Raw genomic sequence first — 24,289 nt, forward strand, 5'->3', positions numbered from 1 at the left:
CAGTCTAGGCGGGACCCCCGACAGCGGACCGGGCGAGCACCGCCAGGTCGGGGTGGTCGGCGAACACCCCGTCGAGTCCGGTGCGGATCACGGACGTGAACCACCGCTCCCAGTCGCCGAACGCCGCGACGTCGCCACCACGGCGCAGCGGCGACGGCAGGAACCGGTTCTCCGGCCGGAGGGTCCACGTGTACACGGCGAGCCCGGCGGCGTGAGCGCGGTCGACGATCGCGCTGCGCACCGGCGTCGGGTCGTCGAGCGCGACGCTGTCGACGCCGGCCATCAGGGTGCCGAGGTCGACGCTGATGCCGTGGAACTCGGTCGCGAACGACGCGAGCGCGTCCTCGGAGCGCTCGGCGGCGTAGGTGGGGGCGAGCGATCCGTGGGACGCGACCTCGTCCGCGGCGCTGCCACGGGCCTCCTGGAGGTACACGAGTCGACCACCGGTCCCCCGCTCGCGCAGGTCGCGCAGCACGCCCTTCTCGAAGCTCTCCACCGTGAGCCGCTCGTCCCGCCGCCACCCGGCCTGGCCGAGCGCGGCGTCGACGAGTTCACCCATCGGGAACCCGGCGCGGTCGAAGGACGCGGCGTGCTTGACCTCGGCGACGAGCCCGACCGGGCGGGGCGCGGCGTCGAGGATCGCGAGTAGTTCGACGAGCCGCAGGATCGGCTGCGCACCGTCGTGCTCGGCGGATCCCGGGCGCAGCACCGGCAGGCGCTCGCGGGTACGGAGCGTCTGCAGCTCGGCCCACGTGAAGTCCTCGGTGAACCAGCCCGTCAGGGTCTGGCCGTCGACGGTCTTCGTCGTGCGCAGGTGCCGGAACTCAGGGCGGTCGGCGACGTCCGTCGTGCCCGAGACCTCGCTCTCGTGCCGGAGCACCAGGACGCCGTCCCTCGTGGGCACCAGGTCCGGTTCGATCGCGTCGGCGCCGAGTTCGATCGCGAGCTCGTACGCGCTCCGCGAGTGCTCGGGGCGGTAGCCGGACGCACCACGGTGGGCGATCACGAGGGTCATGGCGCGACCCTACTTGCCGCGGGTGACCAGCGGGGCGCCTGTGTCGCAGGACACACCCGTGGCTCCGGGGGCCGTCGTTCCCAGGGACGGCACCGAGCATCACCGCATGACCGTCCGCTCGCTCTCCACCGCCGTCGAGGCCCGGATCGACCGGGCCGCTCGCCGTCTGCTCGACGCCGGGCACCAACCGCACCGGCCCGTCCGGGTGTTCGTCACCGAGTTCCTGGTGTTCGGCGCGAAACAGGCCTGGGCGTGCGCGTTCGGGGCGCTGCTGCTCGCGACCATGGCCGTGGTGCACCTGACCGTGCCGGCGGCGATGCGGAACGACGTCCTGACGATCGCGGCCGTGCTGCTGCAGGTCGGCATGCTCGTGTTCGGGCTCGAGACCGTGCGCGAACTCCGGGTCGTGCTGCTGTTCCACGTCGTCGGCACCGCGATGGAGGTGTTCAAGACCCACATGGGCTCGTGGAGCTACGAACCCGGAGGGCTGTTCGTCGTCGCCGGGGTGCCGCTGTTCTCGGGGTTCATGTACGGCGCCGTCGGGTCGTACATGGTCAGGGTCTACCGACTGTTCGACCTGCGGTTCGACCGGTACCCGCGGCAGTGGCTGCTGGCGGTCGTGGCGGGCGGGATCTACCTGAACTTCTTCGGCCACCACTTCGTCGCCGACGCCCGGTACCTGCTGCTCGCGCTCGTGCTGCTGCTCTTCGTCCGCACGACCATGCACGTCCGGATCCACCGGGCGACGCTGCGGATGCCCGTGCTCGTCGCGATGGGACTCGTCGCGGTGTTCATCTGGGCGGCCGAGAACGTCGCGACCTGGGCCGGGGCGTGGAGCTACCCGGCGCAGCTGGCGGTGTGGCAGCCGGTGGCACCGACGAAGATCGTGGCGTGGTTCCTGCTCATGACGATCTCGGTCGCGCTCGTCACCTGGCTCTACCCGGCGCCGCCGTCCGGACGGGTGGGCTCCACCGGCTCGGCGGGCTCGACGGCGGACTCTCGACGTCCTCGGGGCGCGCGTGCAGCGGGCGACCCTAGGCTTCCCTCGTCGGGGCCCGTTGGGCCCGCGTCCGCTCGCCGCGAATCCTCAGCCTTCCGCGACCGAGCGCCCCTAGGCTGAGAGGACTCGAATCTCCTAGGAAGAGGACACCATGGCCTTCAAGCCCGGTTTCGACCAGTCCCCCGCCTTCAACGCACAGGGGGCAAACACCTGGGGCGGGCGCGGTGCTGGTCAGCAGCAGGCCGGCTGGGGACAGACCCCGCAGCAGGCCCAGGGCGGCATGACCCCCGAGCAGCTGCAGTACATGTACGACCGCCCGACTGCGTCCCCGGTGGACACCGACCGCATGTCGTACGAAGACACCATCGTCAAGACGCTGCTCGCGTTCGGCGTGCTCGTCGTCGGCGCGGTGGCCGGTTGGAACCTGCCGCCGGTCGTCTGGATCGTCGGCGCGCTCGTCGGGTTCGTCCTGGCGCTCGTCAACACCTTCAAGAAGAAGCCGTCGCCGGGTCTGATCCTGACGTACGCGTTCTTCGAGGGGCTGTTCGTCGGCGGTATCTCGAACTACTTCCAGACCGCGTTCCCCCAGGCAGACGGCATCGTGGCGCAGGCCGTGTTCGGCACCCTCGGCGTGTTCTTCGTCACCCTGCTCCTGTTCCGCTCGGGCAAGGTCCGCGCGACCCCGAAGGCCACGCGCTTCTTCCTGATCGCGATGGTCGGGTACATGGCGTTCTCCCTCGTGAACCTGGTCCTGATGTGGACCGGCGTGACGCAGAGCGCGTTCGGCCTGATGGGCGTGACGCTCTTCGGCATCCCGCTCGGTGTGCTCATCGGCATCTTCGTGGTCGTCATGGCGGCGTACTCGCTGATCCTCGACTTCGACCAGATCAAGACCGGTGTCGAGCGCGGCGCACCCCGCATCTACGCCTGGACCGCGGCGTTCGGCCTCATCGTGACGCTCGTCTGGCTGTACCTCGAGATCCTGCGCATCCTCGCCATCATCGCGAGCAGCTCGCGCAACTAGTACCACCGCACACGCGAAGGGCCCCGGCGCTGCCGGGGCCCTTCGTCGTTCCCGGGCCGGTGGTCGACGACAGAGGGGGCGGTGGCGGGTGCGGGGCGGGGCGGTGGCGGCCCGAGCGGCGGTCCCAGCGCCGGCGGTCCGAGTGGTCACAACACCCCGCCGGTCGCCCGCCGAGTGGTCACGAAGTGTCGTCCGGGCAAGGGCCAGTCGACACTTCCTGACCACTCGGCACCGGGCCCGCGGGGTGTTGCGACCACTCAACGGCCCCGGCAGCGCCACCCCGGGACGCACGAAGGCCCGGCATGCGTGACGCGTGCCGGGCCTTCCGTTGCTCAGGGGAGCCCTACTCCCACTCGATCGTCCCCGGCGGCTTCGACGTGACGTCGAGCACGACCCGGTTGACGTCGGGCACCTCGTTCGTGATGCGGTTCGAGATCTTCGCGAGGGTGTCGTACGGCAGACGCGTCCAGTCGGCGGTCATGGCGTCCTCGGACGAGACCGGACGGAGCACGATCGGGTGCCCGTAGGTCCGGCCGTCGCCCTGCACGCCCACGGAGCGGACGTCGGCGAGCAGCACGACCGGGCACTGCCAGATCTCCTGGTCGAGGCCGGCCGCGGTCAGCTCTTCGCGGGCGATCTTGTCGGCCGCGCGGAGCAGTTCGAGCCGCTCCTTCGTGACCTCGCCGACGATGCGGATGCCGAGGCCCGGGCCGGGGAACGGCTGGCGACCGACGATGACCTCGGGCAGCCCGAGCTCACGGCCGACCGCACGGACCTCGTCCTTGAACAGGGTGCGCAGGGGCTCGACGAGCTCGAACGTCATGTCCTCGGGCAGGCCGCCGACGTTGTGGTGCGACTTGATGTTCGCGGTGCCCGCTCCGCCGCCGGACTCGACGACGTCGGGGTAGAGCGTGCCCTGCACGAGGAACTTGACCTCGGCATCAGAGTCGGAAGCCTGCGCCTCGAGCACGAGTGCCTCGGCCGCGCCCTCGAACGTGCGGATGAACTCGCGCCCGATGATCTTGCGCTTCTGCTCGGGGTCGCTCACGCCGGCGAGGGCGTCGAGGAACTGCTGCTCGGCGTCGATCGTGATGAGCCGGACGCCGGTGGAGGCGACGTAGTCCTCTTCGACCTGCTTGCGCTCGTCGGCCCGGAGGAGTCCGTGGTCGACGAAGACGCAGGTCAGCTGGTCGCCGACGGCCTTGTGCACCAGGGCTGCGGCGACGGCGGAGTCGACACCACCGGAGAGCCCGGCGATGACCCGTGCGGAACCGACCTGCTCGCGGATGCGGGCGACCTGCTCCTCGATGACGTTGCTGGAGTTCCAGTCGCCGGGCAGCCCCGCGGCACGGTGCAGGAAGTTCTCGAGCACGGCCTGGCCGTACACGGAGTGCTTGACCTCGGGGTGCCACTGCACGCCGTAGAGCTTGCGCTCGTCGGACGCGAACGCCGCGACGGGCGTCGACGCGCTCGAGGCGAGCACCTCGAAGCCGGCCGGTGCCTTGGCCACGGAGTCGCCGTGCGACATCCACGTCACCTGGTCCGCCGGCTGGTCGCCGAGCAGGGTGCTGGCGCCGGGGGCGAGGGTCACGTCGGTGGCGCCGTACTCGCGCAGACCGGTGTTCGCGACCTCGCCACCGAGGGCGGTCGCCATGGCCTGGAAGCCGTAGCAGATGCCGAGCACGGGGACGCCGAGGTCGAGGATGTCACCGTCGAGGGACGGCGCGCCTTCTTCGTACACGGACGACGGACCACCGGACAGCACGATTGCCGCCGGGTCCTTGGCGCGGATCTCGTCCGCGGTGATGGAGTGCGGCACGATCTCGCTGTAGACGTTCGCTTCACGGACCCGACGCGCGATGAGCTGCGCGTACTGGGCCCCGAAGTCGACGACGAGGACGGGACGCTGTTCGGTCTCGCTCACCGAGCGGCCTCCTTCTCACGCTGCTGGGCAGCGATCAGCTCGTGGTAGGTGTCCATGGCCTGCTGCTGCATGCGGTGTTCGACCACGAAGGACATGAACGGGATGATGCCCCCGAGGGCGATGAGCAGGAAGCGCGACGGCCTCCAGCGCATGATGCTCCACAGACGGAAGTCCGTGAAGAGGTAGAGCACGTACAGCCAGCCGTGGGCGATGAGGATCGCGATCGACAGGTTGAACGTGCCCGGGGTCTCGCCCGCCGTGCCGTTGGGCACGAAGAACGGACCGTTGCCGAGCTGCATCTCGAGCTGCAGTGGCGTGTACTTGATGATGACCTCGACCACCAGGGCGAGCAGCAGCACACCGGTGATGTACGCCGAGACGCGGTACCACTTCACCGCCCCCGGGATCTTGGGGATGTCACGGGTTCGGACGGTCAGGGCCATGCCGGCAATCCTACCGTTGGAGCGCGTCGGCTTCGGTGGCGAGCGCTGCCTCGCGCTCCTCTTCCTGCTCGCGCTCCCAGGCGTCCTTCACGAACCGGTACCAGAGGAACACGGCGAAGCCGGCGAAGACGACCCACTCGATCGCGTAGAACAGGTTGAGCCAGTCGAACTGGACCTCGCGCGACGGTGCACGGTCGGCGATGGTACCGAGGTCGGCGGCCGTCGCGGTGGAGCCGTCGGCGACGACGTACCCGAGGTACATGCGGTCGTCGAAGGCCTGCCAGGTGTTCACGAACCGGGCGGGGGCGACCGCGGAGTACTCGCCCTTCTTGTAGGCATCCTGGTCGGGCGACTCGGCCGGGTAGTAGCGGCCCTGGATCGTGAGCGTCTGCCCGTCCGCCAGGCGCTCGCCCCCGGCGACGGCGGCCGCCCGCTGGTCGGACCATCCGATGACGACCGGGAGGCTCGCCCCACCATCCGAGTCCACCAGGTGACCGACGGTCTGGTACTTCCCACCCCCGGTGCGGCCGGTCAGGACGGTGGTGTCGTCGGCGACGAAGGCGCCGGTGACGGTGACCTTCTGCCCGGCGAGACTCTCGCTGACGGGGCGCTCGGGGGTGGTGACCGCCTCGAGCGTGCGGCGGGTCTCGGTGGTCGCAGGCAGGGGCTTGCCGTTGGCGATCGACCGCTCCAGCTGCCACTTGCCCAGCCCGGCGAACACCGCCGCCAGCACGAGCGCCAGCAACAGCAGCGCGATCCACCTCGGTCGTCGGGCAACGGCCCACATCTGTATCAGTACTCCGGATCGCGCTGTCGGACCGGGCGCTCGGGGCGCTCGGCGGGGATCTCGACCGGCGACGTCACGGGGGCGGACGTCGGCTCGGACCCCTCATTGTCTCGCTCGTCCCTGCCAGCTGCCTCGACGAGCGCGAACTCCTCGGCGAACTGGCGGTCCCGCTCGGCCTTCCGCGCCGCGGCGGTGGCGTCCGCCTCGACCTCGGCCGCTTCGGCGCTCTCGGCAGCGGCTGCCGCGGCGACGGCACGTCGGCCGCCGAGGCGTCCGCGCAGGCGGATGAGCCGGCCCGGGCGCACCACGAGGCGGCCGATCCGGTCCGAGTTCACCGCGAGCAGCGGCCCGAGGACGGCCATGCAGAGGACGTAGAGGCCCGCGAAGGCGGTGATCCGCGCCTCCAGCCCGGCGGCAGCCGACAGCGTCGCGAGGATCAGTGCGAACTCACCCCGGTTCACCAGGATGACGGCGGTGTTGATGCCCTGCTGGACGTTGAAGCCGTTCATCCGCGCGACGATCTGGCCAGCGACCGCGTTGAGCACGACCGTCATGCCGATGGCGCCGAGGACGGGCCAGAGCACCTCGCCGAAGGTCGACAGGTCGAGGCCGAGCCCGAAGTTGACGAAGAAGAACGCGGCGAAGACGTCGCGCATCGGCAGGGCGAGCTGTTCGATGCGGTCGCGGTACCGGGTCGCTCCGCAGAGCAGGCCGATGACGAAGGCACCGATGGCGTCGGTCACGCCGAGCAGGTCGCCGATGCCGCCGAACATGACCGCGAGTCCGAAGAACAGCACCGTGAACAGCTCGTCGTCACGGGTGGCGAAGATCTTCGAGACCCACTTGCCCGCGAAGCGCGCGAGCGTGAACATCACGATGAGGAACCCGAACGCGAGTGCCAGCTTGCCGACGACGGCCCAGACGTTGGTGTCGCCGGACAGCACGACGGAGACGATCGCCAGGTAGACGGCGATGAAGACGTCCTCGATCACGGTGACGCCGAGGATCATCGGGGTCTCGTCGTTCGCCAGGCGCCGGAGCTCGATGAGGAGCTTCGTCACGATGGCGCTCGAGGACGTCGCCGTCATGCCCGCGATGATCAGGGCTTCACGGGTACCCCAGCCGAGCGAGAACCCGAAGGCGAACCCCACGCCCATGTTGATGACGACGTAGGTGCCGCCCGACACCAGGAGCTTGCCGGCGTTGCCGTAGAACTCCTCTTGGTCGAACTCGAGCCCGAGGTTGAACAGCAGCAGGATGAGCCCGAACGTCGCGATGAGCTCGATCGTGTGGGACTCGACGCTCAGCCCGAACCACGGCGTGTTCGGACTCGCGACGAGTCCGACCACCATGTAGATCGGGATGGCCGGCAGACCGATGGTCTTGCCGAGCCGGCCCAGGACGTAGGCGATGACGAAGAGCACACCGATGGTGAGCAGCTCACCACCCAGGTGCATGCGCTAGCTCTTCCGCGGGGCCTCGGCCGAGGCGGCCGCAAGCTCTCCGCTGCGGTAGAAGGAGAACGCCTTGGCGACCTTCTCGGGGGAACCGGCGACGACGATCGTGTCTCCGGGGAAGACGACGAAGTCCGACGAGGGCGCCGGGTTGGCGCTGTCGCCACGGACCACGGCAACGACGGTCAGGCCGATGAAGCCCGAGTCGTGCAGGTCGCCGAGGGGCTTGCCCGCGATGGCGTCGTCGTAGTCGACGGAGAACCAGTCGATGGAGAGCCCCGGGATCTCGTCGAGCTTGTCGAGGCCCTCGGTGATCCGGGTGCCGCCGAGCAGTTCGGCGAGCGTGTGCGCTTCGTCCTCGCTGAGACGCAGCGAGACCTTTTCCGACTTGTCCGCGCCGTCCGAGACGTCGGCGAACGAGATGAGGTCGGAGTGCCCCGACCGGTGCGTGATGACACCGCACTTGCCACCGTCGTCGGTGTAGAAGCTGTGCAGCACGCCGACTCCGGGGAGTTTGACGCGATGGACGTCGACCATGATGGCTCCCTTTTCGAGTACCCCGATGATAACCACCAGGACCGCCCGCGCATTCCGCTCACTACTGTTCTGTGGATGGGGAGAACACGGATCGCCGTGGCCGTCGTCGGGGTGCTGGTCGTGACGCTGTACGCGGCGCTGCTGGCGGTGAACGCACTGGTGCTGGACCCGCTCGCAGCGGTCCCCGGTGCGACCCTGGCCGAGATCCACGCCGAGCTCACGCAGCAGGGCTTCCCGGTCGGGGCAGACGTCGCGACCGTCGTCGGGATCGCCGTCGTCGGCGTCCTGTTCGCCGCGGGGCTGTCGGTGCTGCTGCTCATCACCCGGGCACCGGCGCACGTCATCGCGGCGGTGCTGCTCGCCGTCGTGGTGATGGGGACGCCGATGTCGTTCGTGGCGGCGATCGCCCTCGGCATGGACGTCGCGGACGCCTACGGGGTCGGCGGCGGTGACCACACGATCTGGTCGGGCGTGCTGTACGTGACGAGCCTCGTCGCGCTGATCGCGATCCCGGTGGTGCTCGTGGTGGGCCAGTCGGTGCACGTGCGCCGCGCTGCCCTGCGGGCGCGCGCCGTCTGACGGACGCACCACGGGCCTCCAGTCCGGTCTTCCGTCCTTCCGGTCTGGAGGCGCGGGTGGACCCCGCAAGACGCCGTCGTCTTGTCCAGACGCCTCGTCGGCACCGAGACGCCGCCGGATCCGGCGGCGTCTCGACGACCAGACGGCGTCAACACGACACGACGGCGTCTTGTCCGACCCGCAGACGCCGGCTTTCCGGTGACACGACGGCGTCTGCTGGCCTCGCTACTCCGGCTCGCTCGTCTTCTCGCCGACGACCTGCTCGTCGGACGCCTTCGCGCCCTCGGCGCCGTCCGAGCGACCGCCGCCCACGACCACGTCGTCCTCGTCGAAGCCGAACGCGATGTCCGGGGCCTCGAGCCGCACGCGGTCCGCACTCTCGTCGTCGGGCTGCAGCTGCGACTCCCGTTCGGCGGCGACGCGCTTCAGGTAGTTCGCGACCTCGTGCTCGGTCGTCTCCTGGTCCCAGCCGAGCACGTCCGCCATGAGCTTCGCGGCGACGGGCGCTGCTGATTCGCCGCGGTCCCACGCCTCGATGGAGATGCGGGTGCGGCGGGCGAGGACGTCCTCCAGGTGCAGGGCGCCCTCGTGCGAGGCGGCGTAGACGACCTCGGCGCCGATGTAGTCGTCGGCCCCCGGCAGCGGCTCGGCGAGCGCCGGGTCCTGCTCGACGAGCTGCAGCACCTCGGTCGCGAGGGTGCCGTACCGGTTGAGCAGGTGCTCGATGCGGACCTTGTGCACGTTGAAGCTCCGTGCGGTGCGGGCGCGTCGGTTCCACGCGGCCGGGTACCCTTCGGCGCCGAGGAGCGGGATGTCCTCGGTCGTCGACTCCGGGATCCTGCCGTCCATGGCCGCGACGGCCTCGTCGATGGCGTCCTTGCCCATCACCCGGTAGGTGGTCCACTTGCCGCCGGCGACCACGACGAGGCCCGGGACGGTGTGCGCGACGACGTGCTCCCGGCTGAGCTGCGAGGTCTGGTCGGACTCCCCCGCCAGGAGCGGGCGGAGTCCGGCGTAGACGCCCTCGACGTCCTCGCGGGTGAGCGGGACGGCGAGCACCTTGTTGACGTGCTCGAGGATGTAGTCGATGTCCGCCGCGGTCGCTGCCGGGTGCGCCTTGTCGAGGTACCAGTCGGTGTCGGTCGTGCCGACGAGCCAGTGCCGGCCCCACGGGATGACGAAGAGCACGCTCTTCTCGGTGCGCAGGATCATGCCCGTGTTCGACTGGAACCGGTCCCGGGGGATCACGAGGTGGACGCCCTTCGACGCCCGCACCTTGAACTGGCCGCGGGTGCCGATCATCGCCTGGGTGTCGTCGGTCCAGACCCCGGTGGCGTTGACGACCTGCTTCGCGCGGATCTCGAACCGTTCGCCGGTCTGGATGTCGTGGGCCTGCGCGCCGACCACGCGCTCTCCGACCTTGATGAACCCCTCGATGCGGACACGACTCGCTGCCTCGGCGCCGTACGAGGCCGCGGTGCGCACGAGCGACGCGACGTAGCGGGCGTCGTCGACCTGGGCGTCGTAGTACGTCATGCCGCCGACGAAGGCGTCCTTCTTGAGCCCGGGCATGTTCCTGAGCACCTGCTTCCGGCTGAGGTGCCGGTGGTGCGGGACGCCGGGCGGACGGCCGCCGGACCAGCTGAACACGTCGTACATCGCCATGCCGATGCCGATGTAGAAGCGCTCCCACACCCGGTGGTTGAGCGGGTAGAGGAAGCGCACGGGCTTCACCAGGTGCGGGGCGATGCGCTGGAGCAGCAGGCCGCGTTCGATGAGGGCCTCTCGGACGAGCGCGAAGTTGAGCTGCTCCAGGTAGCGGATGCCGCCGTGCACGAGCTTGGACGAGCGGCTCGACGTCCCCGAGCCCCAGTCGCGGGCCTCGACGATGCCGACGCTCAGGCCGCGGGTCACGGCGTCGAGCGCACTGCCCGCACCGACGATCCCGCCGCCGACGACCAGGACGTCGAGCTCCTTGGTCTTCAGCGTCTCGATCGCGGCGGCACGTTCGTCCGGGCCGAGCTTCGCCGCGGGGTCGAACCCCACGCCGGGCGCGACGTCACGCGGACGTCCGGCCGTGCTGGTCTGCTTCGTCGTGCTGGACTTGGCCATCGTCGCCTCCGGGTCACGGTCGGCGCCGTGGCGTCACCCGGGGTCGTGCCCGGGTGCCACCGTCACTGGTGGTACGGCGCCACGACCACTTCTACTCGCTGGAACTCCTTGGCGTCGGAGTATCCGGTCGTGGCCATCGAGCGGCGCAGGGCACCGACGAGGTTCGCGCGGCCGTCGTGGGTCGGCGTCGGGCCGTTCAGGACGTTCTCGAGCGGGGCGATCGTGCCCACCTCGACCCGGCGGCCGCGGGGCAGCTCGGGGTGGTGTGCCTCGGCACCCCAGTGGTAGCCACCACCCGGGGCCTCGGTCGCACGGGCCAGTGCGGTGCCGAGCATGACGGCGTCGGCGCCCACGGCGATGGCCTTGACGATGTCGCCCGCCGTGTCGAGCCCGCCGTCGGCGATGACGTGCACGTATCGGCCGCCCGACTCGTCGAGGTAGTCACGACGGGCACCGGCGACGTCCGCGACGGCGGTGGCCATCGGGGCGTGGATGCCGAGCGCGGCGCGGGTGGTCGACGCAGCGCCGCCACCGAAGCCGACGAGCACGCCGGCGGCGCCGGTGCGCATGAGGTGCAGCGCCGACGTGTACGTCGAGGCACCGCCCACGATCACCGGGACGTCGAGCTCGTAGATGAACTTCTTGAGGTTGAGGGGTTCCTCGGTCTGGGAGACGTGCTCGGCCGAGACCGTGGTGCCGCGGATGACGAACAGGTCGACACCGGCGTCGACGACCGTCTTCGAGAACTCCTGGGTGCGCTGCGGGCTGAGCGAACCGGCGACCGGGACCCCGGCTGCACGGATCTCGGCCAGGCGTGCGGTGATCAGCTCGGCCTTGATCGGCTCGGAGTAGATCTCCTGCATGCGCTTCGTGACGTTGCCGTCGGTGAGCGACTTGATCTCGTCGTAGTACGGGCTCGGGTCCTCGTAGCGGGTCCACAGACCTTCGAGGTCGAGCACACCGAGGATGCCGAGCTTGCCCATCTGGATGACCGTCGCCGGCGAGGACACGGAGTCCATCGGCGCGGACAGGATCGGCGACGCGAACGTGAACGCGTCGATCGACCACTGCACGCTGACGTCGCGCGGGTCACGCGTCCGCCTGGAGGGGACCACCGCGATGTCGTCGAACGCGTACGCCCGACGTCCGCGCTTGCCTGCACCGATCTCGACTTCGCTCACTCGGACAGCCTACCGGGCGGGCTCTGCGGCGTGCACGGGCCGGACGGTGCGGGCGCCGGGCGCCCTCGCACCGTGCGAGGGCTGCCGCGTACGGTGCGAGGTTCCGTTTCCGGTGCGAGGTCGCGAGGGTCGCACGACGTGCGGAACCTCGCACCACGCAGCCGACAGTGCGGAGCCGTCATCACGCAGCCGACACCGCGGAGTCGTCAGCGCGGGCGCCGCGGCGCCCGTCGGCGCTTCCGGAGCGCCCGCAGCACGAAGCCGAGCAGGAGCGCGAGCACCACGAGGACGACGAGCAGCACGGCCGCGACCTTGACGAGCAACGCCGCCCCGACGAAGAGCGCGATGAACACGAGCCAGACGAGGGCGTCGAGCACGAGGGGACCGGAGGTGCGCACCCGCGGAACGATACCGACCCGCGCGGGGCGAGCCGCGCCTCCGGGCCGGGTACGACGGGCGACGCCGTCATCAACGGAAGACGCCGTCGTCAGCGCAGGACACCGCCACGCCCACGAGACACCGCCGAATTTCGAGGCGTCTCGACGGGACCGCGGCGTCAACGGAACACGACGGCGTCATGCGACCACAGTCATGCGACGCGGGGCGAGCCGTGCCTCCCGGCCGGGTACAGGAGCGGGGCCGTGCGGCGCGAAGCGACCACGCACGGCCCCACCCGTCACGGATACCACCCCCACAGCGGTACCCGTAGCCGACGACAGCGCTAGCGCTGTGCGTCGACGTCCTTGGCGAGCGTCCCCAGGTAGAGCTCGATGACCTTGGGGTCGTCAGCGAGTTCCTTCCCGGTGCCCGAGTACGCGTTCTTCCCCTGGTCGAGCACGTACCCACGATCGCAGATCTGCAGACAGCGTCGCGCGTTCTGCTCCACCATGATGATCGACACACCGGCCTTGTTGATCCGGCGGGTCCGCAGGAACGTCTCGTCCTGACGCACGGGGGACAGTCCGGCGCTCGGCTCGTCGAGCAGCAGCACCTTCGGGTCCATCATCAGCGCACGGGCCATCGCGACGGACTGCCGCTCACCACCCGAGAGCGATCCGGCCCGCTGGTTGCGCCGCTGCGCGAGGACCGGGAACAGGTCGTAGATGACCTCGAGCCGCTCGGCGAACTTCCGGGGCCGCAGGTACAGCCCCATCTGCAGGTTCTCCTCGATCGACAGCGAGGGGAACACGTTGTTCGTCTGCGGCACGAAGCCGACACCGGCCTGCACGAGCTTGTTCGCCTTGAGGTTCGTGATGTCATCGCCCTGCAGGGTCACCGAACCCTCGCGGATGGACACCAGCCCGAACAGCGCCTTGAGGAGCGTCGACTTGCCCGCACCGTTCGGCCCGATGATGCCGATGAGCTCACCCGGGTAGCAGTCCAGGTCGCAGCCGTTCAGGATGTTCACGCCCGGCAGGTAGCCGGCGACGAGGTTCTTCGCGCTGAGCACCGGCTCGCGTTCCAGCGTGGCCGCCGGGGACGGACTGGAGGCACTGCTCGCGTTCGTGGGGTCCGTTGCGTCCGTCATCGGGTCGTCTCCTCTGCTGCGTCCTCTTCGGCGACTTCCTCCGCCAGTTCCTCGAAGGTCTCCTCGGTGAGGAGCGAGTCGTCACCCAGGTCGGTGTCGTGGTGCGCACCGAGGTAGGCGTCGATCACGGCCTGGTCGTCCATCACCGTGTCCGCCGGGCCCTCGGCGACGACCTTGCCCTCGGCCATCACGACCACCCAGTCCGAGATGTGCCGGACCATGTGCATGTCGTGCTCGACGAAGAGCACGGTCATGCCGTCGTCGCGCAGGGACTGGATGTGCCCGAGGAGCGACTGGGTGAGCGCGGGGTTCACGCCGGCCATCGGCTCGTCGAGCATGATCATCGTCGGGTCGGACATCAGCGCCCGGGCCATCTCGAGCAGCTTGCGCTGCCCGCCGGACAGCGAGCCGGCGTAGTCGTCCGCCTTCGTGTCGAGCTTGAACCGGGCGAGGAGGTCCTCGGCCTTGGCCGTGATCTCGCGCTCCCGCTTCGCCCACACCGGCTTGACCAGGGCGGCGAAGAAGTTCTCGCCGGGCTGGTCGCGGGCACCGAGCAGCATGTTCTGCATCACGGTGAGCCGGGACAGCGCCTTGGTCAGCTGGAAGGTGCGGACCATGCCCTTGTTCGCGATGTGCGTCGCGCTCGTCTTCTGCAGCGTGGCACCGTTGAACTGCGTCTTCGCACCCGGGCTCGGCTTGTCGAACCCGGTGAGCAGGTTGAAGAACGTGGTCTTGCCGGCGCCGTTCGGGCCGATCAGGGCCGTGATGGAGCCGCGCTGGACCTCGAGGTGGTCGACGTCCACGGCGGTCATGCCCCCGAAGCGGCGGGTGACGTCGTCGACGGTGAGGATCGGGTCGGCCTTGGCGTGGCCGTAGGTCTCAGACACTGAACGTCAGCTCCTTCTTGTTGCCGAGCAACCCCTGTGGACGGAACACGATGAGCAGCATGAGCGCGACGCCGACGAGCACGTACGAGAACTGCTCGGCCTGCTGCGCGTTCATGATCGAGTCGGGGATGAAGTCGCCGGCCAGCGTGCGGATGAAGAGCCGGACGACGAAGAAGAGCACGGCTCCGAGCACCGGTCCGAACACCGTCGCCGCACCACCGAGGATGAGCGCCGTCCAGATGAAGAACGTCATCGAGCGGCCCATGGCGTCCGGTTGCACCGAACTCGGCAGCACGTAGATGATGCCCGCGATCGCACCGAGCGCCCCACCGAACACGAGCGCCTGCATCTTGTACGAGTAGACGTTCTTGCCGAGCGAGCGGACGGCGTCCTCGTCCTCGCGGATGGCCTTCACCACGCGGCCCCACGGGCTGCGCATGAGCAGGAAGAGCACCAGGGTGAACAGGGCGACCATGGCCCACGCCGCGATGCGGATCCACCAGCCGTTGACGCCGTTGTTCGCGTACGTGAACCACAGGATCGTGGTGGTGCCGTCGGGCAGCGGGCTGAGGGCGGTGAACGGGTCGCGGTAACTCGACCCGGTGATGCCGTTCGAGCCGCCCGTGGTCGAGGTGAGCAGGCTCGAGCGGCCCACCATGCGGATGATCTCGGCGCCGGAGATCGTGACGATCGCCAGGTAGTCGCCGCGCAACCGCAGGGTCGGGATGCCGAGGATGATCGCGAACACGATCGCGACGAGCAGGGCGATGAGGACCGCCATCACGAACGGCAGTCCGTTCGTGATCGAGATCGCGAAGCCGTAGGCGCCGAGCAGCAGGAACGCCGCCTGGCCCATGTTCACGAGGCCGGTGAGCCCGAAGTGCACGTTCAGGCCGATCGCGGCCAGGGCGAACGCGGCCGTCGTCGGGGCGAGTGCCTCCTGGGTGAGCGAGGACAGCAGGTTGAGGATGTAGTCCATGCGCGTGCTCCCTTAGCCGATCCGCTCGGCGCGGCCGAAGATGCCCTGCGGCCGGAACAGCAGGATGAGGATGAGGATGACGAGGGCGGTGGCGTACTTGAAGTCACCGGGGAGCACCAGGTTCGTGAGCTCCACGACGACGCCGATGATCATCGAGCCGACCAGGGCGCCGTACGCGGTGCCGAGGCCACCGAGCGTGACCGAGGCGAACATGAGCAGGAGCAGCTGGAGCCCGGTCTGCCAGTTCACGCCGTTCAGGACGAGTCCGAGCATCACGCCGGAGAGCCCCGCGAGGCCGGCGGCGAGCGTCCACACGAAGCGGATCACCCGGTCGACGTCGATGCCGGAGGCCGCGGCGAGCGCCGGGTTGTCGGACACGGCGCGGGTCGCCCGGCCGAAGCGCGTCTTCGCCAGGAAGAGCCCGGTCGCCACCAGGACCACGAGGGCGATCCCCATGGCGACGTAGGACTGCACCGTGAGGGTGACGCCGGCGAACCGGACGGTCTCCGGGTTGCCCTGCTGGATGCGGACCGTCGAGGCACCGAAGAAGTACTGGAACGCGTACTGGGCCGCGATCGAGAGACCGATCGTCACGATCATGAGCTGCGTCAGGCTGATGCGCCGGCGCCGGAGTGGCCGCCAGATCGCGGCGTCCTGCAGGTACCCGGTCGCCGCGCACAACAGCGTGACGACGATGCCGGTGACCCAGATGTTCCAGCCGAGCTGGTTGGCGAACACGTACGCCAGCAGACCGCCGAGGGTGACCTGCTCACCGTGCGAGAAGCTCGACAGCCCCGTCGTGCCGTAGATGAGCGAGAGCCCGATGGACGCCAGGGCGATGAGCAGCCCGAGCCGGAGCCCGGAGGCGAACTGCTGCCAGGCCCGCTGGATGCTCACACCCGACGAGTCCGCCGAGGTCGTGGCGCCCTTCTGGTCGGACAGCTGGAAGATCTGGCCGACGTTGGCGTTCAGGGTGGCCTGCACCTTGCGCTCGGCGTCGGCGGCGTTCGTCAGGTACTGGCCCTTCGGCAGGGTGCCCTGGTCGACGCTCACCGTGTACTCGCCGGCCGTGTCGACGCTGACCGACCAGCGGCCGTCGCCGTTGGTCGTGGCCGTCTGGTCGAAACCGCTCGGGCCGGTCACGTCGACGTCGACGCCCTCGGCCGGTTCACGCTCGGAGTCGGTGATCGTGCCCTGGATGCACCCGTTGTCGGGGCTGACGGTGCACGCCTGGCTGGTGGCCGGTGCCGAGGTGGCGCTGAAGGCCGGCAGGGTGACCGCCCAGTCGATCAGGAAGGTCGCCAGGAACGCGGCGACGAGCACGGCCGCCAGGACCGGTCGTCGTCGTGCGTGGCGGAGGCGGAACAGGCGCGGCTGCGCCCGTCCCGGAGGAGTGATGGATCCCACGGAAGAGCCTCTCGTTCGGATGACGAGGAACCTATGGGGATTTTGTGACACCCGTGTTTCCAACACGTTCCCTGTGTGATTCGTACCCGAACTGTGACGTTGTGGAGGAATGCTCCGAGGCGGGCGCGATCCGTGCCTCCAGGCGGAATGCGGCGACAGCCGCTCGCGTTACCATGTCCTATCCGGAACCCGTCGTCGTGTTCCCGGTGTCTCGACACTTCACTCGCCCACGAAGGGGACCCATGGACCAGCCGGATCCGTTCGGATTCATCGGACTCACGTACGACGACGTCATGCTGCTGCCCGGGCACACCGACGTCATCCCGAGCGAGGCGTCCACGGCGTCCCGGCTCACCAAGCGGATCTCCGTCACCGTCCCGCTGCTCTCCGCCGCGATGGACACCGTCACCGAAGCCCGCATGGCCATCGCCATGGCGCGCCAGGGCGGCATCGGGATCCTGCACCGCAACCTGTCCATCGAGGACCAGGCTGCCTACGTCGACAAGGTCAAGCGCTCCGAGTCGGGCATGATCACCAACCCGGTGACCACCACCCCGGACGCCACCGTGGCCGAGGTCGACGCGCTCTGCGGCCAGTTCCGTGTCTCCGGCCTGCCGGTCGTCGAGCAGGACGGCACCCTCGTCGGCATCATCACGAACCGCGACATGCGCTTCGTGGCCACGTTCGAGCAGGCCACCACGTACGTGCGCGACGTCATGACGAAGGCCCCGCTGATCACCGCGATGGAGGGCATCGACCCCGAAGAGGCGATCGCCATCTTCGCGCAGCACAAGATCGAGAAGCTGCCGCTGGTCGACGCCGAGGGCAAGCTCCGCGGCCTCATCACCGTCAAGGACTTCGACAAGAGCGAGCAGTACCCGGACGCCACGAAGGACGACGAGGGCCGGCTCCGCGTCGGTGCCGCGATCGGCTTCTTCGGCGACGCGTGGCAGCGTGCCGAGGCCCTGCGTGACGCCGGCGTCGACGTGCTCGTCGTCGACACCGCCAACGGCGAGAGCGAAGGCGTGCTCGACATGGTCCGCCGCCTCAAGGCCGACCCGACGTTCGACGCGATCGACGTCATCGGCGGCAACGTCGCCACCCGCGCGGGCGCCCAGGCGCTCATCGACGCCGGTGTGGACGCCGTCAAGGTCGGTGTCGGCCCGGGCTCCATCTGCACCACGCGCGTCGTCGCCGGTGTGGGCGTGCCGCAGGTGACCGCCGTGTACGAGGCCTCCCTCGCCGCACGCGAAGCCGGTGTGCCGATCATCGCCGACGGTGGCCTGCAGTACTCGGGCGACATCGCGAAGGCCCTGGTGGCCGGTGCCGACACCGTCATGCTCGGCTCGCTGCTGGCCGGCACCGACGAGTCCCCCGGTGACCTGGTGTTCGTGAACGGCAAGCAGTTCAAGGCCTACCGCGGCATGGGGTCCCTCGGGGCCCTGCAGACCCGTGGCAAGAAGACCTCGTACTCGAAGGACCGCTACTTCCAGGCGGACGTGCCGAACGACGACAAGCTCATCCCCGAGGGCATCGAGGGCCAGGTGCCCTACCGCGGCTCGGTCGGCAACGTCGTCTACCAGCTCACCGGCGGGCTGCGCCAGTCGATGTTCTACGTCGGCGGTCGCACGATCCCCGAGCTGAAGGCCCGTGGCAAGTTCGTCCGCATCACCGCGGCGGGGCTCAAGGAGTCCCACCCGCACGACGTCCAGATGGTCGTCGAGGCACCCAACTACCGCAGCTGAGTGCTGGTCCGGGCCGAGTCTGGTCCGGAAGACGCCGTCGTGTCGTTGAGACGCCGCCGAATTCGGCGGCGTCTCAACGCTTTCCGGGCGTGGTGCGGAGACGACGGCGTCTTGTGACTCCTCCACAGCCGACAACGGCCTGGAGGCTCTCCACCGGTCCGACGTGCGCGTCGCCGCGCGCCGTGGCCGCGTTCCAAGCTGCGGGCATGAACGCGATCGCCCAGACCGTCCTGGTCCGTGTCCCGTCGGCCCTGCACGAACCGGTGCGTCTGTTCCACGGCGCCGCCGTCGAACGCCCCGAGTGGGAGGCGCTTTCACTCCTGGAACGCCGGCGCCTGTTCGTCCGCGCACGGTACGGGTCCCTGGAGTCCGACTGCGTCGTCTCGGGGACCTCGGCCGCTGCGCTCTGGGGGTTGCCCGACTTCGACGCTGCCGACTGGCGGTTGCACGTGATCGACGTCCGGCTCGACAAGACGCACACCGGTCGGGGCGTCGTTCGTCACACCGGGCGGATCCGGAACGGCGAGCGCGTCGTGGTCGACGGTATCCCGACGACGTCCCTCGAGCGGACGGTCCTCGACATCGCACGGCGGCAGTCGTTCACCCACGCCGTCGTCGTCCTCGACCACGTGCTCCGGTTCGACCTGCTCCGTCGTGAAGTACTCGCCAGCGCAGTCGAAGCCCTCGGACGCGTGCGTGGATGCCGACAGGCCGCTGCGGCCGTCGCCTTCGCGGATGCGCGGGCCGAATCCCCGGGGGAGTCGATCAGCCGCGTCACCGCTCATCTCCTCGGGGTTCCTGCCCCGGAGTTGCAGCACGAGTTCGCGACGCCGCGCGGCAGGTTCAGAACGGACTTCTGGTGGCCCGACGCAGGCGTGATCGGGGAGTTCGACGGTCGCCTGAAGTACGACGTCCCCCGAGCCCTCTGGGACGAGAAGACCCGTGAGGACACCCTCCGTCGACTGCCGGAGGTACGCGGGTTCGCGCGGTGGACGATGCGGGAGGCCGCGGATGCACGAGCGCTGGCTGCGGTGCTGTCGGCTGCCGGGCTCCCCTTGTTCCGTGCTGCGCCGATCAGCGCACGTCGCCAGCCGGACTCGTGAGCAGCGGCTGGCGGAGAGCGCACGACGCCGTCGTGTGGGTCGGACGCCGCCGAGTCCCCGAAACGCCACCGAATTCGGCGGTGTCTCGCAAGCAACGCGGCGTCAGAGCACCACGACGGCGTCTTCGCCCGGGGGCGTGCTGCGTTGCCCGGCGGTAGTGTCGCCGCATGGTCAGCGCCGTCTCACACACCACGATCGACTCCCGCGACGCCTACGCCCAGTCCGAGTGGTGGAAGCAGGTGCTCGGGTACGTCGACCTGCCCGACGACCCGAACGCTCCCGGACACGAGGAGTGCGAGATCACGGCACCCGACCGGTCGCACACCGTGCTCTTCATCCAGGTGCCCGAGGCGAAGACCGTGAAGAACCGGATCCACTTCGACCTGCGCCCCACCGACCGCACCCGCGACGAAGAGGTCGAGCGGCTCCGCGGCATCGGTGCCGTGGAGCTCGCCGACCTGCGCCACCCGGACGGCGGATGGGTGGTCTTCGCCGACCCGGAGGGCAACGAGTTCTGCGTCCTGCGGTCCCAGGCCGAACTCGACGAGGAAGCCGGCCAGCCGAGCTGACCAGCCCGGCGACCGGCCTGCTGACCGGACCGCCGGACCGGCCGGACCGCCAGAGCGCCGGACCACCGGCCGAGCTCCTACGCCGAACGCCAGTCGTTCGACGTGATGTGCGAGCCGCCGTGCGGGCCCATCTGCAGCATCCCGCCGTCCACCGGCAGGGACACCCCGGTGATGTAGGACGACGCTCGCGAGGCCAGGAACGCCACGGCTGCCGCGATCTCCCACGCGTTGCCGGGACGGCCGAGCGGGACACCGGGGCGGTCGATGGTGTGCGGGTCCTCGTCCTCGGCGCCGGTCATCCGGGTGGCGATCTCGCCTGGGGCGACGGCGTTCACGGTGATGCCGTGCTCGGCGAGCTCGATCGCCATGGTCTTCAGCAGGCCGCCGAGCCCGTGCTTGGCGGCGTCGTAGGCGCTCGAGCCGGAGCGGGGCTGGTGTTCGTGCACGCTCGTGATGCCGATGATCCGGCCGCCGGTGCCGGCCTGCACCATGTGCTTCGCGGCGGCCTGCATCGTGACGAAGGCGCCGTCGAGGTCGGTCGAGACCGTGTGGCGCCACTGGTCGAGGGTCATCTCGAGGAACGGGGCGTTGTCGCCGGTACCGGCGTCGGCCACGAAGACGTCGACGCCGCCCAGCTGCGAGACGAGGCGGTCGACGACGGCGGCCGCCCCGGCGAGGTCGGAGACGTCGATCTGCTCGACGAAGGCCTGACGACCGGTCTTCCGGACCTCCTCCGCGGTCTCCTCGGCACGGTCGGGCTCGGACAGGTAAGTGATGCCGACGTCCATGCCGGCTTCGGCGAGCGCGACGGCGGTCGCACGGCCGATCCCGGATTCGGAGCCGGTGACGATGGCCTTGGTGGGCTGGAAGTCGCTCATGCGGCGGAACGTACGCCGGGCCTCCCGGGCGCCCTGCCGGACCATCCGCCTGGCGCAGGTCGGGTCGCCACGCCGCCACCGTCGCTCCTGCGCCGATCCCTGTCCCTGCGCACAGGAACGTCACGGCTCGGTAACGAAACACCTTTGCGTACCGCCCCGTCACACGGGCGAAACACATGGACCCTACGTTTCTCGACATCCAGTGGAGGCGTCGCATTCACCCGAAGCGGCACAGCCTCCGCGCAGAGAAAGGGCTCCACGGATGATCAGAACCACCCGTGCCACCGCGGCACTGGCGTTGGCGGGCGCAGCAGCCGTCCTCCTCGCCGCGTGTTCCACCACCGGCAGTGCTTCCCCCTCGAGCTCGGCGTCGAGCGATGCGAAGAAGGATCCCGCCGCCAGCTGCAAGGCCCCGGACACCCCCGGTACGGACGCGCTGAAGATCGGCACGATCCTGCCCCTGACCGGTTCGCTGGCCTACCTCAACCCGCCGGCCGAGTCCGGTGTCGGCCTGGCCGTCAAGGACATCAACGCCGCGGGCGGCGTCCTCGACAAGGACGTCACGATCGACCCGGCGACCGACTCCGGTGACAGCAACGACATGACCGTGTCGAGCTCCGCCGCGACGAAGCTCGTCAACGCGAAGGTGCCGGTCGCGATCGGCGCCGAGTCCTCGTCGGTCACGCTGAACGTCATCGACCAGCTGACGAGCAACTGCATCGTCGAGATCTCGCCCGCGAACACCGCGACCGACCTCTCCGGCTACTCCTCGTACTACTACCGGACCGCACCGCCGGACTCGGTGCAGGGTTCCGCGCTCGGCCAGCTCGTGACCGGTGACGGCAACGCGAAGGTCGCCTTCCTGGTCTTCAACGACACGTACGGCACCGGCCTCCGCAACTCCGTTCAGGCTGCGGTCGAGGCGTCGGGTGGCCAGGTCGTCTACGGCGGCAAGGGTGAGGGCCAGGAGTTCCCGCCCGGCCAGACCACGTTCTCGTCCGAGGTGACCGCGGCCCTGGCCGCGAAGCCCGACGCGATCGTCGTCCTCGCCTTCGACGAGACGAAGTCGATCATCCCGGAGCTCGTCTCGCAGGGCAACGAAGCGAAGATCTACATGTCCGACGGCAACACGGCGGACTACTCGAAGGACTTCGACAAGGGCACCCTGACCGGCGCCCAGGGCACCATCCCCGGTGCCTCGCCGAAGGACGACTTCAAGAAGCAGCTCGCTGCGTTCTACAAGGACTCGTCGGGCAAGACGCTCGCCGACTACTCGTACGCGGCGGAGTCCTACGACGCCACCGTCCTCGCCGCCCTCGCCGCGGTGAAGGGCAAGGGCACCGACTCCGGCACGATCCAGGCCAACATGGCTGCGGTGTCGGGTGCTGACGGCGGCACCGAGTGCGCGACGTTCAAGGAGTGCAAGACGCTCCTGGACGACGGCAAGGACATCCACTACACCGGCCCGTCCGGCATCGGTCCGTTCGACGAGAACAACGACCCGTCGGCCGCCTACATCGGCATCTACAAGTTCGACGGCGACAACAAGCCCGTCTACCAGAGCGCCATCCAGGGTGCGGTGAAGAAGTAGGGCCCAGCCCAGCACCGCTCACGAAAGCGACAGTCCCCCACGGAACTTCCGTGGGGGACTGTCGCTTTCGCGTCGGCGGCCTGGAGGCCCGTGGTGCGTCCGTCAGACCGGCTCGGCCTGGGTGGGTGCGAGTGCCCGGCGACGGGACGCCCGCGCGGCGGCGAACGAGTCCGCCGTCAGCACCACGAGCGCGAGCCACACGATGCCGAAGCCGAACCAGCGCCCGGCCGACATCTCCTCGTGCTGCACCAGCACCCCGACGAGCAGCTGCATCACGGGCGCCAGGTACTGGGTCAGCCCGAGCGTCGACAGGCTCACCCGCCGTGCCGACGACGCGAAGAGCAGCAGCGGCACCGCGGTCGCCGGCCCGGTCAGCACGGTGATGACCGCGTGCCCCCAGCCCTCGCTCGTGAACGTCACGCCGCCACCGAGCCCGGTCACACCGAGCACCACCAGCGCCACGACCGCGATCGGCAGCAGCCACACTGTCTCGATCGTCAGGCCGCTCAGGGCGTCCACCGTGCCGCCGACGCGCTTCTTCACCAGGCCGTACAGTCCGAACGAGAACGCCAGGGCCAGCGAGATCCACGGCATCTGCCCGTAGCCGATCGCGATGACGACGACCGCCACGACGCTCAGCCCGACGGCTGCCCACTGCGCCGGACGCAGGCGTTCGCGCAGGACCACGACGCCGAGCGCGATCGTGACGAGCGGGTTGATGAAGTAGCCGAGCGCCGCCTCGACGGTGTGGCCGGTGGTCGTCGCGAGGACGTAGACGGTCCAGTTGACCAGGATCAGGACGGCGGCGAGCCCCATCACGAGCATCACACGGCGCTGGGCCATCAGGGTGCGGGTGCGGAGCCACGACCGGGTCACCGCGATCGCCACCGCGCAGAACACCAGGCCGAAGACGATCCGCCACGACACGATCTCGAACGCCGCCGCGGGGGCCATGGCCGCGAAGAGCAGGGGCATCAGCCCCCAGAGCCCGTAGGCCACGATGGCCTGCACCACGCCGACGGATGCCTCGCTGCGGACGGGTCGCGCCGGACTCGGTTCACTCACGGAACCATCCTAGGAACGACCGCCGACCCGTGGGACGCGCACCGGGCCTCCAGGCGGGCTGATGGCGGGCTGGTCAGGACCGGAGCACCGGGGTGACCGCCCCCGGACGCACGGACGCCCCGTCGGCCCGAAGGCCGGACGGGGCGTCCGAGGTGAGTACTCGACTCAGTGAACGATGACCGCGAGGACGTCGCGGGCCGACAGGACCAGCAGGTCCTCGCCCGAGTACTTGACCTCGGTTCCGCCGTACTTGGAGTAGATGACCTTGTCACCCACGGCGACGTCGAGCGGGACGCGGTTGCCGTTGTCGTCGATGCGACCCGGACCCACGGCGACGACCTCGCCCTCCTGGGGCTTCTCCTTCGCGGTGTCGGGGATGACCAGACCGGAAGCGGTGGTCTGCTCCGCCTCGACCTGGCGGATGACGATGCGATCCTCGAGCGGCTTGATGCTGACGGCCACGGTGACCTCTTCTTTCTCG

Annotated in this window: 23 protein-coding genes; 7 read left to right on the forward strand and 16 right to left on the reverse strand. The window is 69.7% G+C overall.

The window, feature by feature from the left end; all coding sequences use genetic code 11:
* Window positions 1-4: 4 nt before the first annotated feature.
* On the reverse strand, window positions 5-1,015 hold the full coding sequence (locus tag FFG40_RS01495) for a glycerophosphodiester phosphodiesterase family protein (protein ID WP_138802027.1): 1,011 nt from the start codon (window positions 1,013-1,015) through the stop codon (window positions 5-7).
* Window positions 1,016-1,121: 106 nt separating this feature from the next.
* On the opposite strand from FFG40_RS01495, the gene FFG40_RS01500 reads away from it, so the two are divergent.
* A complete protein-coding gene (locus FFG40_RS01500) occupies window positions 1,122-2,135 on the forward strand; it encodes a DUF817 domain-containing protein (RefSeq protein WP_138802028.1) in 1,014 nt (337 codons plus the stop codon).
* 31 nt (window positions 2,136-2,166) lie between these two features.
* Window positions 2,167-3,039, forward strand: a complete 873-nt coding sequence (locus tag FFG40_RS01505) for a Bax inhibitor-1/YccA family protein (protein WP_138802029.1) — start codon at window positions 2,167-2,169, stop codon at window positions 3,037-3,039.
* A gap of 343 nt (window positions 3,040-3,382) precedes the next feature.
* Here FFG40_RS01505 and guaA read toward each other — a convergent pair whose 3' ends face one another.
* Genes guaA through FFG40_RS01530 form a run of 5 tightly spaced genes read right to left on the reverse strand, consistent with a single transcriptional unit; the run spans window position 3,383 to window position 8,184 of the window.
* The gene (gene guaA, locus FFG40_RS01510; protein WP_138802030.1) at window positions 3,383-4,963 is read right to left on the reverse strand and encodes a glutamine-hydrolyzing GMP synthase; all 1,581 of its coding nucleotides are present in this window, start codon (window positions 4,961-4,963) and stop codon (window positions 3,383-3,385) included.
* Window positions 4,960-5,406 (reverse strand): DUF3817 domain-containing protein, encoded by a 447-nt coding sequence (locus FFG40_RS01515; RefSeq protein WP_027466691.1) that lies wholly within the window; start codon window positions 5,404-5,406, stop codon window positions 4,960-4,962. The genes guaA and FFG40_RS01515 overlap by 4 nt, the downstream gene beginning before the upstream one ends.
* A gap of 10 nt (window positions 5,407-5,416) precedes the next feature.
* Window positions 5,417-6,193: an SURF1 family cytochrome oxidase biogenesis protein gene (locus FFG40_RS01520; RefSeq protein WP_138802031.1), complete on the reverse strand. Its 777-nt coding sequence runs from the start codon at window positions 6,191-6,193 to the stop codon at window positions 5,417-5,419.
* 5 nt (window positions 6,194-6,198) lie between these two features.
* Window positions 6,199-7,650, reverse strand: coding sequence for a cation:proton antiporter (locus FFG40_RS01525; protein WP_138802032.1), 1,452 nt, complete (start codon window positions 7,648-7,650; stop codon window positions 6,199-6,201).
* Window positions 7,651-7,653: 3 nt separating this feature from the next.
* Window positions 7,654-8,184, reverse strand: a complete 531-nt coding sequence (locus FFG40_RS01530) for a cation:proton antiporter regulatory subunit (protein WP_017885470.1) — start codon at window positions 8,182-8,184, stop codon at window positions 7,654-7,656.
* A gap of 75 nt (window positions 8,185-8,259) precedes the next feature.
* On the opposite strand from FFG40_RS01530, the gene FFG40_RS01535 reads away from it, so the two are divergent.
* The gene (locus FFG40_RS01535; RefSeq protein ID WP_138802033.1) at window positions 8,260-8,763 is read left to right on the forward strand and encodes a hypothetical protein; all 504 of its coding nucleotides are present in this window, start codon (window positions 8,260-8,262) and stop codon (window positions 8,761-8,763) included.
* Window positions 8,764-8,988: 225 nt separating this feature from the next.
* Here the strand turns inward: FFG40_RS01535 and FFG40_RS01540 are convergent, their stop codons facing one another.
* The 7 genes from FFG40_RS01540 to FFG40_RS01570 form a co-directional block, all read right to left on the reverse strand.
* Window positions 8,989-10,875 carry a glycerol-3-phosphate dehydrogenase/oxidase gene (locus FFG40_RS01540; protein ID WP_071245430.1) on the reverse strand — a complete coding sequence of 629 codons (1,887 nt, stop codon included), beginning with the start codon at window positions 10,873-10,875 and terminating at the stop codon, window positions 8,989-8,991.
* A gap of 62 nt (window positions 10,876-10,937) precedes the next feature.
* A complete protein-coding gene (locus FFG40_RS01545; RefSeq protein ID WP_138802034.1) occupies window positions 10,938-12,056 on the reverse strand; it encodes a GuaB3 family IMP dehydrogenase-related protein in 1,119 nt (372 codons plus the stop codon).
* 206 nt (window positions 12,057-12,262) lie between these two features.
* On the reverse strand, window positions 12,263-12,454 hold the full coding sequence (locus tag FFG40_RS01550) for a hypothetical protein (protein WP_027466695.1): 192 nt from the start codon (window positions 12,452-12,454) through the stop codon (window positions 12,263-12,265).
* A gap of 323 nt (window positions 12,455-12,777) precedes the next feature.
* Complete coding sequence (locus FFG40_RS01555) at window positions 12,778-13,584, reverse strand: ABC transporter ATP-binding protein (protein WP_027466696.1); 807 nt, start codon at window positions 13,582-13,584, stop codon at window positions 12,778-12,780.
* Window positions 13,581-14,471: an ABC transporter ATP-binding protein gene (locus FFG40_RS01560; protein ID WP_138802035.1), complete on the reverse strand. Its 891-nt coding sequence runs from the start codon at window positions 14,469-14,471 to the stop codon at window positions 13,581-13,583. Before FFG40_RS01560 ends, FFG40_RS01555 begins: the two co-directional genes overlap by 4 nt.
* Entirely contained in the window at window positions 14,464-15,450 is a 987-nt protein-coding gene (locus FFG40_RS01565; protein WP_027466698.1) for a branched-chain amino acid ABC transporter permease, read from the reverse strand. Before FFG40_RS01565 ends, FFG40_RS01560 begins: the two co-directional genes overlap by 8 nt.
* Window positions 15,451-15,462: 12 nt before the next feature.
* Window positions 15,463-16,773, reverse strand: a complete 1,311-nt coding sequence (locus FFG40_RS01570) for a branched-chain amino acid ABC transporter permease (protein WP_138803386.1) — start codon at window positions 16,771-16,773, stop codon at window positions 15,463-15,465.
* Between the two features lie 326 nt (window positions 16,774-17,099).
* Between FFG40_RS01570 and guaB the strand changes: the two genes are divergently transcribed.
* The 3 genes from guaB to FFG40_RS01585 all read left to right on the forward strand — a co-directional run bounded on the left by guaB (window position 17,100) and on the right by FFG40_RS01585 (window position 20,274).
* Complete coding sequence (guaB, locus tag FFG40_RS01575; protein ID WP_138802036.1) at window positions 17,100-18,602, forward strand: IMP dehydrogenase; 1,503 nt, start codon at window positions 17,100-17,102, stop codon at window positions 18,600-18,602.
* A gap of 206 nt (window positions 18,603-18,808) precedes the next feature.
* Window positions 18,809-19,705 (forward strand): hypothetical protein, encoded by an 897-nt coding sequence (locus tag FFG40_RS01580; RefSeq protein WP_138802037.1) that lies wholly within the window; start codon window positions 18,809-18,811, stop codon window positions 19,703-19,705.
* A gap of 167 nt (window positions 19,706-19,872) precedes the next feature.
* Window positions 19,873-20,274, forward strand: coding sequence for a VOC family protein (locus tag FFG40_RS01585; protein WP_071245439.1), 402 nt, complete (start codon window positions 19,873-19,875; stop codon window positions 20,272-20,274).
* A 77-nt stretch (window positions 20,275-20,351) separates the two neighbouring features.
* Here FFG40_RS01585 and FFG40_RS01590 read toward each other — a convergent pair whose 3' ends face one another.
* On the reverse strand, window positions 20,352-21,152 hold the full coding sequence (locus FFG40_RS01590; protein ID WP_138802038.1) for an SDR family oxidoreductase: 801 nt from the start codon (window positions 21,150-21,152) through the stop codon (window positions 20,352-20,354).
* Window positions 21,153-21,414: 262 nt separating this feature from the next.
* Between FFG40_RS01590 and FFG40_RS01595 the strand changes: the two genes are divergently transcribed.
* On the forward strand, window positions 21,415-22,743 hold the full coding sequence (locus FFG40_RS01595) for an ABC transporter substrate-binding protein (RefSeq protein ID WP_071404636.1): 1,329 nt from the start codon (window positions 21,415-21,417) through the stop codon (window positions 22,741-22,743).
* 102 nt (window positions 22,744-22,845) lie between these two features.
* Here the strand turns inward: FFG40_RS01595 and rarD are convergent, their stop codons facing one another.
* Together rarD and groES are read right to left on the reverse strand one after the other, a co-directional pair.
* Window positions 22,846-23,808 (reverse strand): EamA family transporter RarD, encoded by a 963-nt coding sequence (gene rarD, locus FFG40_RS01600; RefSeq protein WP_071406138.1) that lies wholly within the window; start codon window positions 23,806-23,808, stop codon window positions 22,846-22,848.
* Between the two features lie 165 nt (window positions 23,809-23,973).
* Window positions 23,974-24,270, reverse strand: coding sequence for a co-chaperone GroES (gene groES / locus FFG40_RS01605; RefSeq protein WP_017885484.1), 297 nt, complete (start codon window positions 24,268-24,270; stop codon window positions 23,974-23,976).
* Between the last annotated feature and the right edge of the window lie 19 nt (window positions 24,271-24,289).

This window comes from Curtobacterium sp. KBS0715, from assembly GCF_005938005.2.
In the GTDB taxonomy this organism is placed as follows: Bacteria; Actinomycetota; Actinomycetes; order Actinomycetales; family Microbacteriaceae; genus Curtobacterium; species Curtobacterium flaccumfaciens.

What these genes read in the sequence shown, in the direction of transcription:
- FFG40_RS01495 (WP_138802027.1), bottom strand. Translation starts at nt 1,015, where the DNA reads ATGACCCTCGTGATCGCCCACCGTGGTGCGTCCGGCTACCGCCCCGAG.
- FFG40_RS01500 (WP_138802028.1), top strand. Translation starts at nt 1,122, where the DNA reads ATGACCGTCCGCTCGCTCTCCACCGCCGTCGAGGCCCGGATCGACCGG.
- FFG40_RS01505 (WP_138802029.1), top strand. Translation starts at nt 2,167, where the DNA reads ATGGCCTTCAAGCCCGGTTTCGACCAGTCCCCCGCCTTCAACGCACAG.
- FFG40_RS01515 (WP_027466691.1), bottom strand. Translation starts at nt 5,406, where the DNA reads ATGGCCCTGACCGTCCGAACCCGTGACATCCCCAAGATCCCGGGGGCG.
- FFG40_RS01520 (WP_138802031.1), bottom strand. Translation starts at nt 6,193, where the DNA reads ATGTGGGCCGTTGCCCGACGACCGAGGTGGATCGCGCTGCTGTTGCTG.
- FFG40_RS01525 (WP_138802032.1), bottom strand. Translation starts at nt 7,650, where the DNA reads ATGCACCTGGGTGGTGAGCTGCTCACCATCGGTGTGCTCTTCGTCATC.
- FFG40_RS01530 (WP_017885470.1), bottom strand. Translation starts at nt 8,184, where the DNA reads ATGGTCGACGTCCATCGCGTCAAACTCCCCGGAGTCGGCGTGCTGCAC.
- FFG40_RS01535 (WP_138802033.1), top strand. Translation starts at nt 8,260, where the DNA reads ATGGGGAGAACACGGATCGCCGTGGCCGTCGTCGGGGTGCTGGTCGTG.
- FFG40_RS01540 (WP_071245430.1), bottom strand. Translation starts at nt 10,875, where the DNA reads ATGGCCAAGTCCAGCACGACGAAGCAGACCAGCACGGCCGGACGTCCG.
- FFG40_RS01555 (WP_027466696.1), bottom strand. Translation starts at nt 13,584, where the DNA reads ATGACGGACGCAACGGACCCCACGAACGCGAGCAGTGCCTCCAGTCCG.
- FFG40_RS01565 (WP_027466698.1), bottom strand. Translation starts at nt 15,450, where the DNA reads ATGGACTACATCCTCAACCTGCTGTCCTCGCTCACCCAGGAGGCACTC.
- guaB (WP_138802036.1), top strand. Translation starts at nt 17,100, where the DNA reads ATGGACCAGCCGGATCCGTTCGGATTCATCGGACTCACGTACGACGAC.
- FFG40_RS01580 (WP_138802037.1), top strand. Translation starts at nt 18,809, where the DNA reads ATGAACGCGATCGCCCAGACCGTCCTGGTCCGTGTCCCGTCGGCCCTG.
- FFG40_RS01585 (WP_071245439.1), top strand. Translation starts at nt 19,873, where the DNA reads ATGGTCAGCGCCGTCTCACACACCACGATCGACTCCCGCGACGCCTAC.
- FFG40_RS01590 (WP_138802038.1), bottom strand. Translation starts at nt 21,152, where the DNA reads ATGAGCGACTTCCAGCCCACCAAGGCCATCGTCACCGGCTCCGAATCC.
- FFG40_RS01595 (WP_071404636.1), top strand. Translation starts at nt 21,415, where the DNA reads ATGATCAGAACCACCCGTGCCACCGCGGCACTGGCGTTGGCGGGCGCA.